Annotated in this window: 15 protein-coding genes and 1 pseudogene; 10 read left to right on the top strand and 6 right to left on the bottom strand. The window is 59.0% G+C overall.

Going from position 1 to position 12,744, the window contains the following annotated elements; genetic code table 11:
• Positions 1–12 precede the first annotated feature (12 nt).
• Positions 13–375, top strand: coding sequence for a cupin domain-containing protein (locus tag AC1RS8_RS03915; RefSeq protein ID WP_057395874.1), 363 nt, complete (start codon positions 13–15; stop codon positions 373–375).
• A 205-nt stretch (positions 376–580) separates the two neighbouring features.
• On the opposite strand, the gene rpmG is transcribed toward AC1RS8_RS03915, so the two are convergent.
• Entirely contained in the window at positions 581–736 is a 156-nt protein-coding gene (gene rpmG / locus AC1RS8_RS03910) for a 50S ribosomal protein L33 (protein WP_003177274.1), read from the bottom strand.
• Between the two features lie 11 nt (positions 737–747).
• Positions 748–981: a 50S ribosomal protein L28 gene (gene rpmB, locus AC1RS8_RS03905; RefSeq protein ID WP_007975166.1), complete on the bottom strand. Its 234-nt coding sequence runs from the start codon at positions 979–981 to the stop codon at positions 748–750.
• A gap of 446 nt (positions 982–1,427) precedes the next feature.
• On the opposite strand from rpmB, the gene AC1RS8_RS03900 reads away from it, so the two are divergent.
• Positions 1,428–3,014, top strand: coding sequence for an ABC transporter substrate-binding protein (locus AC1RS8_RS03900; protein WP_489339458.1), 1,587 nt, complete (start codon positions 1,428–1,430; stop codon positions 3,012–3,014).
• A 135-nt stretch (positions 3,015–3,149) separates the two neighbouring features.
• Here AC1RS8_RS03900 and radC read toward each other — a convergent pair whose 3' ends face one another.
• The gene (radC, locus tag AC1RS8_RS03895) at positions 3,150–3,824 is read right to left on the bottom strand and encodes a RadC family protein (protein ID WP_057712747.1); all 675 of its coding nucleotides are present in this window, start codon (positions 3,822–3,824) and stop codon (positions 3,150–3,152) included.
• Positions 3,825–3,959: 135 nt separating this feature from the next.
• Here radC and coaBC point away from each other — a divergent pair, with 135 nt between their 5' ends.
• The 7 genes and pseudogenes from coaBC (at position 3,960) to AC1RS8_RS03860 (ending at position 9,607) form a co-directional block, all read left to right on the top strand.
• A complete protein-coding gene (gene coaBC / locus AC1RS8_RS03890) occupies positions 3,960–5,168 on the top strand; it encodes a bifunctional phosphopantothenoylcysteine decarboxylase/phosphopantothenate--cysteine ligase CoaBC (RefSeq protein WP_489339459.1) in 1,209 nt (402 codons plus the stop codon).
• A 5-nt stretch (positions 5,169–5,173) separates the two neighbouring features.
• A complete protein-coding gene (dut, locus tag AC1RS8_RS03885; RefSeq protein WP_007975171.1) occupies positions 5,174–5,629 on the top strand; it encodes a dUTP diphosphatase in 456 nt (151 codons plus the stop codon).
• A gap of 266 nt (positions 5,630–5,895) precedes the next feature.
• Positions 5,896–7,272: pseudogene (locus AC1RS8_RS03880) on the top strand (phosphomannomutase/phosphoglucomutase); the annotation flags it as partial.
• A gap of 17 nt (positions 7,273–7,289) precedes the next feature.
• The gene (gene argB / locus AC1RS8_RS03875; RefSeq protein ID WP_053163877.1) at positions 7,290–8,195 is read left to right on the top strand and encodes an acetylglutamate kinase; all 906 of its coding nucleotides are present in this window, start codon (positions 7,290–7,292) and stop codon (positions 8,193–8,195) included.
• Positions 8,196–8,385: 190 nt separating this feature from the next.
• Complete coding sequence (locus AC1RS8_RS03870) at positions 8,386–8,646, top strand: hypothetical protein (RefSeq protein WP_057712744.1); 261 nt, start codon at positions 8,386–8,388, stop codon at positions 8,644–8,646.
• Between the two features lie 18 nt (positions 8,647–8,664).
• Positions 8,665–9,237, top strand: coding sequence for a hypothetical protein (locus AC1RS8_RS03865; RefSeq protein WP_489339460.1), 573 nt, complete (start codon positions 8,665–8,667; stop codon positions 9,235–9,237).
• Complete coding sequence (locus tag AC1RS8_RS03860; protein ID WP_150812730.1) at positions 9,224–9,607, top strand: hypothetical protein; 384 nt, start codon at positions 9,224–9,226, stop codon at positions 9,605–9,607. Before AC1RS8_RS03865 ends, AC1RS8_RS03860 begins: the two co-directional genes overlap by 14 nt.
• Before the next feature lie 145 nt (positions 9,608–9,752).
• Here the strand turns inward: AC1RS8_RS03860 and pyrE are convergent, their stop codons facing one another.
• Positions 9,753–10,397, bottom strand: coding sequence for an orotate phosphoribosyltransferase (gene pyrE, locus AC1RS8_RS03855; RefSeq protein WP_034147724.1), 645 nt, complete (start codon positions 10,395–10,397; stop codon positions 9,753–9,755).
• 81 nt (positions 10,398–10,478) lie between these two features.
• On the opposite strand from pyrE, the gene crc reads away from it, so the two are divergent.
• Entirely contained in the window at positions 10,479–11,258 is a 780-nt protein-coding gene (gene crc / locus AC1RS8_RS03850; RefSeq protein ID WP_003229491.1) for a catabolite repression control protein Crc, read from the top strand.
• Positions 11,259–11,439: 181 nt separating this feature from the next.
• Here the strand turns inward: crc and AC1RS8_RS03845 are convergent, their stop codons facing one another.
• Positions 11,440–11,808, bottom strand: coding sequence for a DUF4870 domain-containing protein (locus tag AC1RS8_RS03845; RefSeq protein WP_057712740.1), 369 nt, complete (start codon positions 11,806–11,808; stop codon positions 11,440–11,442).
• Between the two features lie 28 nt (positions 11,809–11,836).
• Positions 11,837–12,559 carry a ribonuclease PH gene (rph, locus tag AC1RS8_RS03840; protein ID WP_057395880.1) on the bottom strand — a complete coding sequence of 241 codons (723 nt, stop codon included), beginning with the start codon at positions 12,557–12,559 and terminating at the stop codon, positions 11,837–11,839.
• Positions 12,560–12,744 lie beyond the last annotated feature (185 nt).

Here is a 12,744-nt window from a genome sequence, read left to right as displayed (position 1 = left end):
GGGAATACAACAATGAGCATCCAGAATATCGTCGACTTCAGCCAGGCCACCACCGCCGCCGAACGCTATCGCCCGGATCCGACCAAAGTACTGAAGGGTGATCCAGAGCAAGTGGTGTACAACCACTACAACAGCCCTTGCGGCCAATTGAACGCCGGCGTGTGGGAAGGGGCTGTCGGCCAGTGGACGGTAAACTTCACCGAGCACGAATACTGCGAAATCGTGCAGGGGGTTTCCGTGATACGTGACCTCGACGGCAACGCCAAGACGCTGCGTGTGGGTGATCGCTTCGTGATCCCGGCAGGCTTTCGCGGCACCTGGGAAGTGCTGGAGCCATGCCGCAAGATCTATGTGGCGTTTGAACAGAAGGCTTGAAGACTAGCGTTGTCAGGGCCCCTTCGCGAGCAAGCCCGCTCCCACATTCGAGCTTCAGTGAACACCACATTTGTGTCCGGCGACAATCAAGTGTGGGAGCGGGCTTGCTCGCGAAAGGGCCCTGACAGGCACTGCATAACCCACAGGCAACAAAAAAGGCCCGTATCTCGCGATACGGGCCTTTTTCGTAAGAGGGAAAAATCAATTACTTGATTTTGCCTTCTTTGTAGATCACGTGCTTGCGAACAACCGGATCATATTTCTTGATCTCGATTTTGTCCGGAGTAGTACGCTTGTTCTTGTCGGTAGTGTAGAAGTGACCAGTACCGGCGCTCGAAATCAAACGAATCAATTCACGCATGATTAGCTCCCTTAAACCTTGCCATCGCGGCGAAGTTCGGCCAGCACGACAGTGATGCCACGCTTGTCGATGATACGCATGCCTTTGGCAGATACGCGCAGACGCACAAAACGTTTCTCTTCTTCAACCCAGAAGCGGTGATGCTGCAGGTTCGGCAGGAAACGACGACGGGTTTTGTTGTTTGCGTGGGAAATGTTATTCCCAGTCACCGGACCCTTACCGGTAACTTGACAGACTCTAGACATGCCTCAGCCCTCTAAAACCACATGCCCAACCCGGCATGGGTTGGCCGCTTAATCTCTCAGTCATTTGGCGCCAGGCGCCGCGTTTCTTTAGAGGTCTTACCGGCTACACCTACAGTGAAGGAACCGGGCCCCTAGAAAAGAGCGCTGCTTTATACCAGAAAGACTAGAGAGCAACAACATTCAGTGTGCGTTGAATTCACAAAAACCCCGTTTTTCTGGCTCCGAGCGCCTTGGATAAAGGCTATCGTCGATGGCGACCGCTCGTCGCAGAAAATCGTTCAGCGAGCCATCCAAGGGGTTTGCTCAACCGCTGCACAGCAAAATCAGTCGCCTATAGTCCCCTTAAAATGAAAAAGGGGATAGTCATTTGCAAAAGAGCCCACTAGGGTAGGCCTTTTCCAGACTGCACTTGCAGATGGGCCTTCGACCTGTATAGGAAGCCGACCATGCGCCTTGCTGCCCTACCGCTGTTGCTCGCCCCGCTTCTGCTGAGCCCACAGGCATTTGCCGCCGCCCTGAGCGTCTGCACCGAGGCCAGCCCTGAAGGGTTCGACGTGGTGCAGTACAACTCGCTGACCACCACCAATGCCTCGGCCGATGTGTTGATGAATCGCCTGGTGGACTTTGACACGGCCAGTGGCAAAGTGGTCGCCAGCCTCGCCGATAGCTGGGAAGTCAGCCCCGATGGCCTGATCTACGTGTTCAAGTTGCACCCGCAGGTGAAATTCCATCGCACCGAGTACTTCACCCCGACGCGTGACCTGAGCGCCGAAGACGTGATTTTCAGCTTCGACCGTATGCTCGACCCGGCCAATGCGTGGCACAAAGTCGCCCAGAGCGGCTTCCCGCATGCGCAATCGATGCAGTTGCCTGCATTGATCAAGAAAATCGACGCCCTCGATCCGCAGACCGTGCGCTTCACCCTCGACCACCCGGATTCGACCTTCCTGGCGACCCTGAGCATGGGTTTCGCCTCGATCTATTCGGCCGAATACGCCGACAAACTGATGAAGACCGGCACACCCGAGAAGCTCAACAGCCAGCCGATCGGCACAGGGCCGTTCGTTTTCACTCGCTTCCAGAAGGACGCATCGGTTCGCTACAAAGCCAACCCCGACTACTTCGGCGGCAAACCCTCTGTAGATCCGCTGATCTTTGCCATCACCCCGGACGCCAACGTGCGCCTGCAGAAATTGCGCCGCAACGAATGCCAGATCGCCCTGTCGCCCAAGCCTCTGGACGTACAGGAAGCGCTGAAAGAGCCGACGCTGAAGGTCGAAAAGACTGACGCGTTCATGACCGCATTCGTCGGCATCAACAGTCAGCATCCGCCACTGGACAAGCCTGAAGTCCGCCAGGCCATCAACCTTGCCTTCGACAAGGCCAACTATGTCAAAGCCGTGTTCGAAGACACTGCCGAGGCGGCCAACGGTCCGTATCCGCCCAACACCTGGAGCTACGCCAAAGGCCTGCCGGGTTACCCTCACGACATCGCCAAGGCCAAGGCCTTGATGGCCAAGGCCGGACTCAAGGACGGCTTCCAGACCACCATCTGGACCCGCCCTTCCGGCAGCCTGCTTAACCCCAACCCAAGCCTTGGTGCCCAACTGCTGCAGTCTGACCTCGCGGAAATCGGCATTCAGGCCGAAATCCGCGTGATCGAATGGGGCGAACTGATCCGCCGCGCCAAGGCCGGAGAGCACGACTTGCTGTTCATGGGCTGGGCCGGTGACAACGGTGACCCGGACAACTTCCTCACGCCGCAGTTTTCCTGCGCGGGGGTCAAGTCTGGCACCAACTTCGCCCGCTACTGCAATCAGGACCTGGACAAGCTGATCAGCGCCGGCAAGACCACCGGCGAGCAAGGTGTGCGTAGCAAACTCTACGAACAGGCCCAGGCGCAGATCCAGCAGCAAGCTCTGTGGCTACCACTGGCTCACCCGACAGCCTTCGCGCTGACGCGCAAGGATGTCGAGGGGTATTCGGTCAGCCCGTTCGGCCGGCAGGATTACTCCAAGGTCAACCTCAAATAATCTGACACAACACAAAACCTGTGGGAGCGAGCTTGCTCGCGATAGCGGACTTTCAGGCAACATCAATGCTGAATGTGCCGACGCCATCGCGAGCAAGCTCGCTCCCACATGGAAAGCGTGCTTCTCACATCCTGCCTACATCCAGCCATACTCCGCCATCGACAACGGGTCGCCATCACCGATGATGAAATGGTCGAGCACCCGCACGTCAATCAACTCCAGCGCCTTTTGCAGGCGCTTGGTCAGCACCCGGTCGGACTGACTTGGGTCGGTGTTGCCCGAAGGATGGTTGTGACAGAGGATCAATGCCGCTGCGTTGTTGGCCAGGGCGCGCTTGACCACCTCTCGCGGATGAACGCTGGTGTTGTCGATGGAGCCGCGGAACAGCGTCTCGAACGCCAGTACCTGATGCCTGGAATCGAGAAACAGACAACCAAACACCTCGTGTGGCTCGTGGCGCAGCATCGATTTCAGATACTCGCGAACCGCGTGCGGACTCTCCAGTGCCGATTTATGGCGCGCACGCTCGGCCAGATGACGCCTGCTCATTTCTTGCGCAGCCTGTAACTGCGCAAATTTCGCCGGCCCAAGTCCCAACTGCTTGCTGAACGCTTCCTGATCGGCTTCAAGCAACAAACGCAGGCTGCCAAACTGATTCAACAGGTGTCGCGCCAGATCTACTGCACTTTTACCCACCACGCCGGTGCGTAAAAAGATCGCCAGCAATTCGGCATCCGAAAGGCTTCCCGCGCCCCGCTCAAGCAACCTCTCCCGCGGCCGTTCCGCCGCTGGCCAATCGCGAATACTCATAGCACCTCCCTGTCTGTGGGCACCGCTGTTCCGTAGCGGTCGCTGTGATATCGTAGCCCATCTTTTTTGCGGGCGAATTCACCCTGGGGAGGGGGTTTCGCCACGTATGTCACCAACGAATTGAAAGGCAGGCCTATGCAGCGGCTGTATCGGAAACGCATTGTTCTGGGCGTCGGCGGCGGTATCGCTGCCTACAAGAGCGCCGACCTGGTTCGCCGCCTGATCGATCAGGGCGCCGAAGTGCGCGTGGTCATGACCCGTGGCGGCGCAGAGTTCATCACCCCGTTGACCATGCAGGCCCTGTCCGGGCACCCGGTCCACCTGGACCTGCTGGACCCGGCGGCCGAGGCGGCCATGGGCCACATCGAACTGGCCAAATGGGCCGATCTGGTGCTGATCGCCCCCGCCACGGCGGACCTGATCGCCCGCCTGGCCCAAGGCATTGCCGATGATCTGCTGACCACGCTGGTGCTGGCCACCGACGCAGTGGTCGCCGTCGCGCCGGCAATGAACCAGGCGATGTGGCGCGATCCGGCGACCCAGGCTAACCTGGAAACCCTCGAAAGCCGCGACATCAAGGTTTTCGGCCCGGCCTCCGGCAGCCAGGCCTGCGGCGACGTCGGCCTGGGACGCATGCTCGAAGCCCTTGAACTGGCCCAGTGCGCCGCCGACTGCTTCCAGCGTCAGGCACTGACCGGCAAACACGTGCTGATTACGGCCGGCCCGACCCAGGAAAACATCGACCCGGTGCGCTACATCACCAACCACAGCTCCGGAAAAATGGGCTTTGCCCTAGCCGAAGCCGCTGTGGAAGCCGGTGCCCGCGTGACCCTGATCACCGGCCCCGTGCACCTGCCGACTCCGGATCGCGTCAACCGCATCGACGTGGTCAGCGCCCGCGACATGCTGGCCGCGTGTGAAGCGGCGATCCCTTGCGACCTGTTCATCGCCTCGGCAGCGGTCGCGGATTACCGTCCGGAAGTCGTCGCCCCGCAGAAACTCAAGAAAGATCCTACGAACGGCGACGGCTTGTTGCTACAGATGGTGCGTAACCCGGACATCCTGGCCACCATCGCCACCCGCCCCGACCGCCCGTTCAGTGTCGGTTTTGCCGCCGAGACCGAACACCTGCTCGATTACGCTGCACGCAAGTTGAAAGACAAGAACCTCGATCTGATCGTCGCCAACGACGTCGCCAACCCGAGCATTGGCTTCAACAGCGAAGAAAACGCCTGCAGCGTCATCGACCGTGAGCTTCACGCCACACTTTTCGCCCAGACCAGCAAGAGCAAGATTGCTCGCCAGCTGATCACTTTTATCGCCGAACGTCTGAACCAGGTTTAATTTACATGCACGCTTTGCAAGCCAAGATCCTCGACCCCCGCATCGGTACCGAATTCCCGCTGCCGCAATACGCCACACCGGGCTCCGCCGGCCTCGACCTGCGCGCCATGCTGGAACAGGACACCGTGATCAAGCCGGGTGAAACCGTGCTGATCCCCACCGGCCTGTCGGTCTATATCGGCGACCCGAACCTGGCGGCGCTGATTCTGCCGCGCTCGGGGATGGGCCATAAGCACGGCATCGTGCTGGGCAACCTGGTGGGGCTGATCGACTCCGACTACCAAGGCCCATTGATGGTTTCCTGCTGGAACCGTGGCCAGACCGAGTTCACCATGCCGGTTGGCGAGCGCTTGGCGCAACTGGTGCTGGTACCAGTAGTGCAGGCTCACTTCGAGATGGTTGAAGAGTTTGTTGAAACCGAGCGCGGCACCGGCGGCTTCGGCCATACCGGTACCCGCTGATCCGGTCTTGCTCTTCTTGTGGCGGGGGATCTGGCTCCCTCGCCACAAAATTCAAATTGTCATCTGCAAGGTTTAGCTCCGAAAATCAAGGCATTGCCCGGTCAAACCCTTGTCGTCAGGGGCGTCATGGCCCTTTCACACCACGAACTCTCTGTGGAAAACGCCGTCATACCCTTCAGTTTGAACCTGCCACCGAATGAATCGGCGGCCTGTCCAGCCACTTTCGAGATGGAGCATTTCCACAGATGAACACCCCGGCCAAAATCGCACCCAAGTTCCCTGACAGCATCTTCCGCGCCTACGACATCCGCGGCACCGTCCCGGAATTCCTGAACGCCGAAACCGCTTACTGGATCGGCCGCGCCGTCGGCTCCCAAAGCCTGGCCCAGGGCGAGCCAAACGTTTCCGTCGGTCGCGATGGTCGTCTGTCCGGCCCGGAGCTGGTCGCGCAACTGATCAAAGGCATCGCCGACAGCGGCTGCTACGTCAGTGATGTCGGCCTGGTCCCGACTCCGGCGCTTTACTACGCCGCCAACGTACTGGCCGGCAAATCCGGCGTGATGCTCACCGGCAGCCACAACCCGTCGAACTACAACGGTTTCAAGATCGTCATCGCCGGTGACACCCTGGCCAACGAACAGATCCAGGCCCTGCACGACCGCCTCAAGACCAACAACCTGAGCAGCGGCCAGGGCAGCATCACCCAGGTCGAGATCCTCGACCGCTACACCACCGAAATCGTCCAGGACATCAAGCTGGCCCGTCGCCTGAAAGTGGTCGTCGATTGCGGTAACGGCGCGGCCGGTGTGATCGCTCCGCAACTGATCGAAGCGCTGAACTGCGAAGTCATCCCGCTGTTCTGCGAAGTGGACGGCAACTTCCCGAACCACCACCCGGACCCGGGCAAGCCTGAAAACCTCGTGGACCTGATCGCCAAGGTCAAGGAAACCAACGCTGACATCGGCCTGGCCTTCGACGGCGATGGCGACCGCGTCGGCGTGGTGACCAACACCGGCAGCATCGTCTACCCAGACCGGTTGCTGATGCTGTTCGCCCGCGACGTTGTGGCGCGCAACCCGGGCGCCGAAATCATCTTTGACGTCAAATGCACCCGCCGCCTGATTCCGCTGATCAAGGAATACGGTGGCCGGTCGTTAATGTGGAAGACCGGTCACTCGTTGATCAAAAAGAAAATGAAACAATCCGGCGCCCTGCTGGCTGGCGAAATGAGCGGGCACATCTTCTTCAAGGAGCGCTGGTTCGGTTTCGACGACGGCATTTACAGCGCCGCGCGGTTGCTGGAGATCCTCAGCAAGGAAAAATCCTCGGCCGAAGAGTTGTTCGCGACCTTCCCGAACGATATTTCTACGCCGGAAATCAATATCCATGTGACCGAAGAGAGCAAATTCAGCATCATTGATGCATTGCACGATGCGCAGTGGGGCGAAGGCGCCGACCTGACCACCATTGACGGCGTGCGAGTCGACTATGCCAAAGGCTGGGGCCTGGTACGCGCATCCAACACCACACCGGTGCTGGTGCTGCGTTTCGAGGCCGATGACGAGGCTGAATTGCAGCGCATCAAGGACGTTTTCCACGCCCAGTTGAAGCGTGTTGCACCTGATCTCCAACTACCGTTCTGATTCACCCGGAGCCCTGAATGACCCTCGAACGCGAAGCCGCCGCCAACACCGCCAAGGTCCTGTCCGAAGCGCTGCCTTACATCCGCCGTTATGTCGGCAAGACACTGGTGATCAAATACGGCGGCAACGCGATGGAAAGCGAGGAGCTGAAAACCGGCTTCGCCCGCGACATCGTGCTGATGAAGGCCGTGGGCATCAACCCGGTGGTGGTTCACGGTGGCGGCCCGCAAATCGGTGACCTGCTCAAGCGCCTGTCGATCGAGAGCCATTTCGTCGACGGCATGCGCGTCACCGACGCCGCGACCATGGACGTGGTTGAAATGGTCCTCGGCGGCCAGGTCAACAAGGACATCGTCAACCTGATCAACCGTCATGGCGGCAGCGCCATCGGCCTGACCGGTAAAGACGCCGAGCTGATTCGCGCGAAGAAGCTCACCGTTACCCGTCAGACGCCGGAAATGACCACCCCGGAAATCATCGACATCGGCCACGTGGGCGAAGTAGTCGGCATCAATACCGACCTGCTGAACCTGTTGGTCAAGGGCGATTTCATCCCGGTGATCGCGCCCATCGGCGTCGGCGCCAACGGCGAGTCGTACAACATCAACGCTGACCTGGTGGCCGGTAAAGTCGCCGAGGCATTGAAAGCCGAGAAGTTGATGCTGCTGACCAACATCGCCGGCCTGATGGACAAGTCGGGCACGGTCCTGACCGGCCTGACAACCCAGCAAGTCGACGACCTGATCGCCGATGGCACCATCTATGGCGGCATGCTGCCGAAGATCCGTTGCGCACTGGAAGCAGTCCAGGGCGGCGTGGGCAGCTCGCTGATCATCGACGGTCGCGTGCCGAACGCGATCCTGCTGGAAATTTTCACCGATACCGGCGTGGGCACCCTGATCAGCAATCGCAAGCGTCACTGATTCAAGAACGTCATAAAGATCGCAACCTTCAGCGGCACCTACGGAAGTATGAATTTTCCGTAGGTGCTGACGAAGTCTGCGATCTTTTTTATGCGTGCAGGAAATGCCTCACTTCAGATAACGAAACGTCCGACATCATTAAGGAATCAATCTGCATAGGATCTTCCCTGCATCCACAGGAGATCTACCCATGCAAAAAGACCATGTTCCATACGGCAGTGACATTTCAGCAGGCACCTACGCCTGCGTAGACTGCGGATTTGAGTATTCAGGCCCGTCGCAAACATCAATGCCACCCTGCCCTGATTTCAAAAAGACCCCTCACACGCGCAAAGCCTGGAAAGTATTGACCGGCCAGGGCGACGCCCCGAATGACCCGTATCCGGAAAAAACCGACAAATCCGTCGAGAACAAAAAGGCCGAGACAACCAGCCCTGCGAGCAAAAAATAGCCACGGAGGCACTGAGCCATGCAGATCTCGTTCACGATCGACGCCCAGGCTTTCGAGCAGGAGCAGAAGGAACCGGTCAAGAAAACCCTGAAGATTTCCGACACGGAAATTGCTCATGCCTTACAGCGTATCGCCAGGGCGAGCCTGACTGAATATTTGAAAATGCTGGTTGAAGGCGGCATGCCGAGCCGGGCCGATGAAGCAAAACAGGACCGTTTGTTGTATCTGATTCAAAACTACTTCGGGCAGACCCTGCCAACCGAATCGCAGATATCGACGATTTTCCAGCTGACTCAGAGCCAAAGCAAAACCCTGCTGAAAAACACGGTTTCACGCTTCCGCAATCAATTGGACGAGATCCTGCAACACAGCATGCGAGCCGTGATCGAGTCTGCGGAGCACGCGCAGACCGTGTATCTGGTGGTGATCAGCTCGGACGTCATCCGCGATGAACTGAACATGCTGATCACCCAGAACGAGCCGACTTTCAAACCCATCATCAAACGCAAAGGCAGTGCCGGGCAGTTCGAAATCAGCGAGGATTCCCACGCGCTGCTGTGCCGGACACTGGGCCTGAATGCCGTTCAGTGACATCGTCGCGGTCAGTGGTTTGCTGCTGACCCTGACCACCTTCATGTTCAACCTGGCATGGCCAAAATTGCATGAAGCGTTGGAACTGGATGAAAAACAACCAGGCCCACTGGCCAGAAAACGTAGCCGAGAGAAGGTTTCAGGCGTTCTGCTCGGCTGCGCCCTGCCCCTGACCTGCGCCTTCACAGCACTTTTTTACGTCAACCTGCCGGCCGCCGCTCGAATCATGCGTGGCAGCAGACTGGATCTGTGGGATTTCGATGTGGACCGCACGCTTTACGTTCTAGTCGTCGTGGCACTGCTGGTGTTCGCGCTATTCAATCTGGGATTGGCACTAAAACTGATAGGAAAATGGCGAAGACTGCACTGACAGCACAAACAAAAAGCCCCTTGTAGGAGCAGCCGGTCGACGCTCGATTGCTCGCGATGGGCGCCAGAGCAACGCGGGCTGCCAGGCACTCCGCATTATCGTTGACGTTTTTCGCGAGCAAGCTCGCTCCTACAGGGTCGGTGTGTCAGACGCCGAACTGGGCGCGGTAGGCTTCCACAGCTGGCAGATGCTGCTTGAGCTGCGGATCGTCCGCCAGGAATTCCAGCACCTGGTTCAGCGAAACGATGCTGATCACCGGGATGCCGAAGTCACGCTCGACTTCCTGGATCGCCGACAACTCGCCGTTGCCACGCTCCTGACGGTTCAGGGCGATCAGCACGCCAGCGGCCTTGGCGCCGTCCTGGGAGGCGATGATCTGCATCACTTCACGGATGGCGGTGCCGGCGGTGATCACGTCGTCGATGATCAGCACTTCACCGGTCAGCGGTGCGCCAACCAGGCTGCCGCCTTCGCCGTGGGCCTTGGCTTCCTTGCGGTTGAAGCACCATGGCAAGTCACGGTTGTGATGCTCGGCCAGGGCCACGGCGGTAGTCGCCGCCAGCGGAATGCCTTTGTAGGCCGGGCCAAACAGCACGTCGAACGAAATGCCGCTCTCGGCAATGGCGGCGGCGTAGAAACGACCCAGCTGCGCCAGGGCCGAACCCGAGTTGAACAGGCCGGCATTGAAGAAGTAAGGACTGGTGCGCCCGGACTTCAGGGTGAACTCACCGAAGCGCAAAACGCCGCGATCGATGGCAAAACGGATGAAATCGCGCTGATACGCTTGCATGAAAAAACCCCAAATACCACGGATTTAGCTAATTAGCTTGACGCCGTGTATCATACACGCACGCGATTTTTGGGGCCATTTATGCGGATCATCAGTGTGAACGTCAATGGTATTCAGGCTGCAGTCGAGCGTGGTTTGCTCAGTTGGCTGCAAGCACAGAATGCCGACGTCATCTGCCTGCAGGACACCCGTGCCTCCGCCTTTGAACTGGATGACCCAGCCTTCCAACTGGATGGCTACTTCCTTTATGCCTGCGATGCTGAAGTCCCTGCCCAAGGCGGCGTGGCTTTGTATTCGCGGTTGCAACCGAAGGCTGTCATCAGCGGTCTCGGTTTCGAGACGGCCGACCGCTACGGGCGCTACCTGCAAGCAGATTTCGACAAAGTCAGTATTGCCACCTTGCTGCTTCCTTCGGGGATGAACGGCGATGAGGACTTGAACCAGAAGTTCAAGCTCATGGACGACTTCGGCAAGTACCTGGACAAGCAGCGGCGCAAACGCCGCGAGTACATTTATTGTGGCTCGCTGTACGTGGCGCAGCAGAAGCTCGACATCAAGAACTGGCGCGACAGCCAGCAATCTCCGGGCTTCCTGGCACCTGAACGTGCCTGGATGGACGAGATTGTCGGCAACATGGGTTATGTCGACGCCCTGCGGGAAGTCAGCCGGGAAGGCGACCAGTACAGCTGGTGGCCGGACAACGAACAGGCGGAGATGCTCAACCTCGGTTGGCGCTTCGACTATCAGTTGCTGACCCCTGGCCTGCGCCGCTTCGTACGCAGCGCACGCCTGCCACGCCAGCCGCGGTTCTCGCAACACGCGCCGCTGATCGTGGACTACGACTGGACGCTGACCATTTAAGCGTCGTTTCGCAGACACAAAAAAGCCGACTTCAGGGTCGGCTTTTTTGTGGGCGACGCTGGCGCCGCCCTCTGTAGGAGCGAGCTTGCTCGCGATGGTGTGTCAGTTGACACCAATGTGGCTGAGTGGCTGACACATCTTCGCGAGCAAGCTCGCTCCTACAAGGGGATCCTGCTGATCGTTATTTGATCAACCGCCATGTGAACGGATACCGATAAGGCTGCCCTTCATTGGCCTTCACCCCGGCAATGATCGTTAGCACCAGCGCACCGATCGCGATCAGGCCAAACAGGAAGAACCCGATAATCACCAGCATCAGCAAGAAGCAGATAGCCGAGGCAATCGCCACCGTTATCTGAAAGTTCAGCGCTTCCTTGCCCTGGGCATCGATGAACGGGTCCATCTCGCGCTTGATCTGCCAGAGAATCAGCGGGCCGATGATCGTACCGAACGGAATCCAGATCCCCAGCAAGGCGGACAAGTGGCAAAACATGGCCCACTGACGCGCCTCTTGGCTCGGCGTGGGCAGCGGCAGTTGCTCGTCACTCATAGTGTCCTCCTTGTCTGGAGCAGCCCGGTCAGTCGGCCAGGGCGGCCTTTTGCAGTTCGAAGATCTCGTTCATGCCTTTCTTGGCCAGTTCGAGCATGGCGTTCAGCTCTTCAGGCTGGAACGGCGCGCCTTCGGCAGTGCCCTGGACTTCGATGAAGCCGCCAGCGCTGGTCATTACCACGTTCAGGTCAGTCTCGGCGGCCGAGTCTTCCAGGTAATCGAGGTCGAGCACCGGCTCACCCTTGTACATGCCCACGGAAACCGCAGCGATCATCTGCTTGACCGGGTCGCCGCCTTTCAGGCCGCCACGCTTCTTGATCACTTTCAAGGCATCGATCAGCGCAACCATGGAACCGGTAATCGAAGCCGTGCGGGTGCCGCCATCGGCCTGGATCACATCGCAGTCGACGTACAGGGTGATATCGCCCAGTTTGGACATGTCCAGCGCAGCGCGCAGGGAGCGACCGATCAGACGCTGGATTTCCAGGGTGCGACCGCCTTGCTTGCCACGGCTGGCTTCACGCTGGTTACGCTCGCCGGTAGCACGCGGCAGCATGCCGTACTCGGCAGTCAACCAACCCTGGCCCTGGCCTTTCAGGAAACGCGGTACGCCCGGTTCAACGCTGACGGTGCAGATGACCTTGGTATCACCGAATTCGACCAGCACAGAACCCTCGGCGTGCTTGGTGTAGTTGCGGGTGATGCGGATCGAGCGGAGCTGATCGGCAGCGCGACCACTTGGACGTATCATAGGGAGTACCTGTACTGGGGACGGAAAACTGCGGAGCATTATAGAGCCGACGGCCGCCACTGGGCACTTCTAAAAAAATCCGCCGACGACCGAGGGCTCTGTACCGCGCGCCGCTGCAGGCCTGCCGCTCTTTGTCACACTGTGTGTTTGGGCGCATCCGCGCCACTGCGCTACAATCCTGCGCC

It is taken from the genome of Pseudomonas sp. GW821-FHT12A04 (assembly GCF_058807755.1).
Note: the sequence above shows the minus strand (reverse complement) of the source record. Positions and strands in the feature narration are given on the sequence as shown.

What these genes read in the sequence shown, in the direction of transcription:
- radC (WP_057712747.1), bottom strand. Translation starts at nt 3,824, where the DNA reads ATGAGTATTCGCGATTGGCCAGCGGCGGAACGGCCGCGGGAGAGGTTG.
- AC1RS8_RS03900 (WP_489339458.1), top strand. Translation starts at nt 1,428, where the DNA reads ATGCGCCTTGCTGCCCTACCGCTGTTGCTCGCCCCGCTTCTGCTGAGC.
- argB (WP_053163877.1), top strand. Translation starts at nt 7,290, where the DNA reads ATGACCCTCGAACGCGAAGCCGCCGCCAACACCGCCAAGGTCCTGTCC.
- coaBC (WP_489339459.1), top strand. Translation starts at nt 3,960, where the DNA reads ATGCAGCGGCTGTATCGGAAACGCATTGTTCTGGGCGTCGGCGGCGGT.
- pyrE (WP_034147724.1), bottom strand. Translation starts at nt 10,397, where the DNA reads ATGCAAGCGTATCAGCGCGATTTCATCCGTTTTGCCATCGATCGCGGC.
- AC1RS8_RS03915 (WP_057395874.1), top strand. Translation starts at nt 13, where the DNA reads ATGAGCATCCAGAATATCGTCGACTTCAGCCAGGCCACCACCGCCGCC.
- dut (WP_007975171.1), top strand. Translation starts at nt 5,174, where the DNA reads ATGCACGCTTTGCAAGCCAAGATCCTCGACCCCCGCATCGGTACCGAA.
- AC1RS8_RS03865 (WP_489339460.1), top strand. Translation starts at nt 8,665, where the DNA reads ATGCAGATCTCGTTCACGATCGACGCCCAGGCTTTCGAGCAGGAGCAG.
- AC1RS8_RS03845 (WP_057712740.1), bottom strand. Translation starts at nt 11,808, where the DNA reads ATGAGTGACGAGCAACTGCCGCTGCCCACGCCGAGCCAAGAGGCGCGT.
- rpmB (WP_007975166.1), bottom strand. Translation starts at nt 981, where the DNA reads ATGTCTAGAGTCTGTCAAGTTACCGGTAAGGGTCCGGTGACTGGGAAT.
- AC1RS8_RS03870 (WP_057712744.1), top strand. Translation starts at nt 8,386, where the DNA reads ATGCAAAAAGACCATGTTCCATACGGCAGTGACATTTCAGCAGGCACC.
- rph (WP_057395880.1), bottom strand. Translation starts at nt 12,559, where the DNA reads ATGATACGTCCAAGTGGTCGCGCTGCCGATCAGCTCCGCTCGATCCGC.
- rpmG (WP_003177274.1), bottom strand. Translation starts at nt 736, where the DNA reads ATGCGTGAATTGATTCGTTTGATTTCGAGCGCCGGTACTGGTCACTTC.
- crc (WP_003229491.1), top strand. Translation starts at nt 10,479, where the DNA reads ATGCGGATCATCAGTGTGAACGTCAATGGTATTCAGGCTGCAGTCGAG.
- AC1RS8_RS03860 (WP_150812730.1), top strand. Translation starts at nt 9,224, where the DNA reads ATGCCGTTCAGTGACATCGTCGCGGTCAGTGGTTTGCTGCTGACCCTG.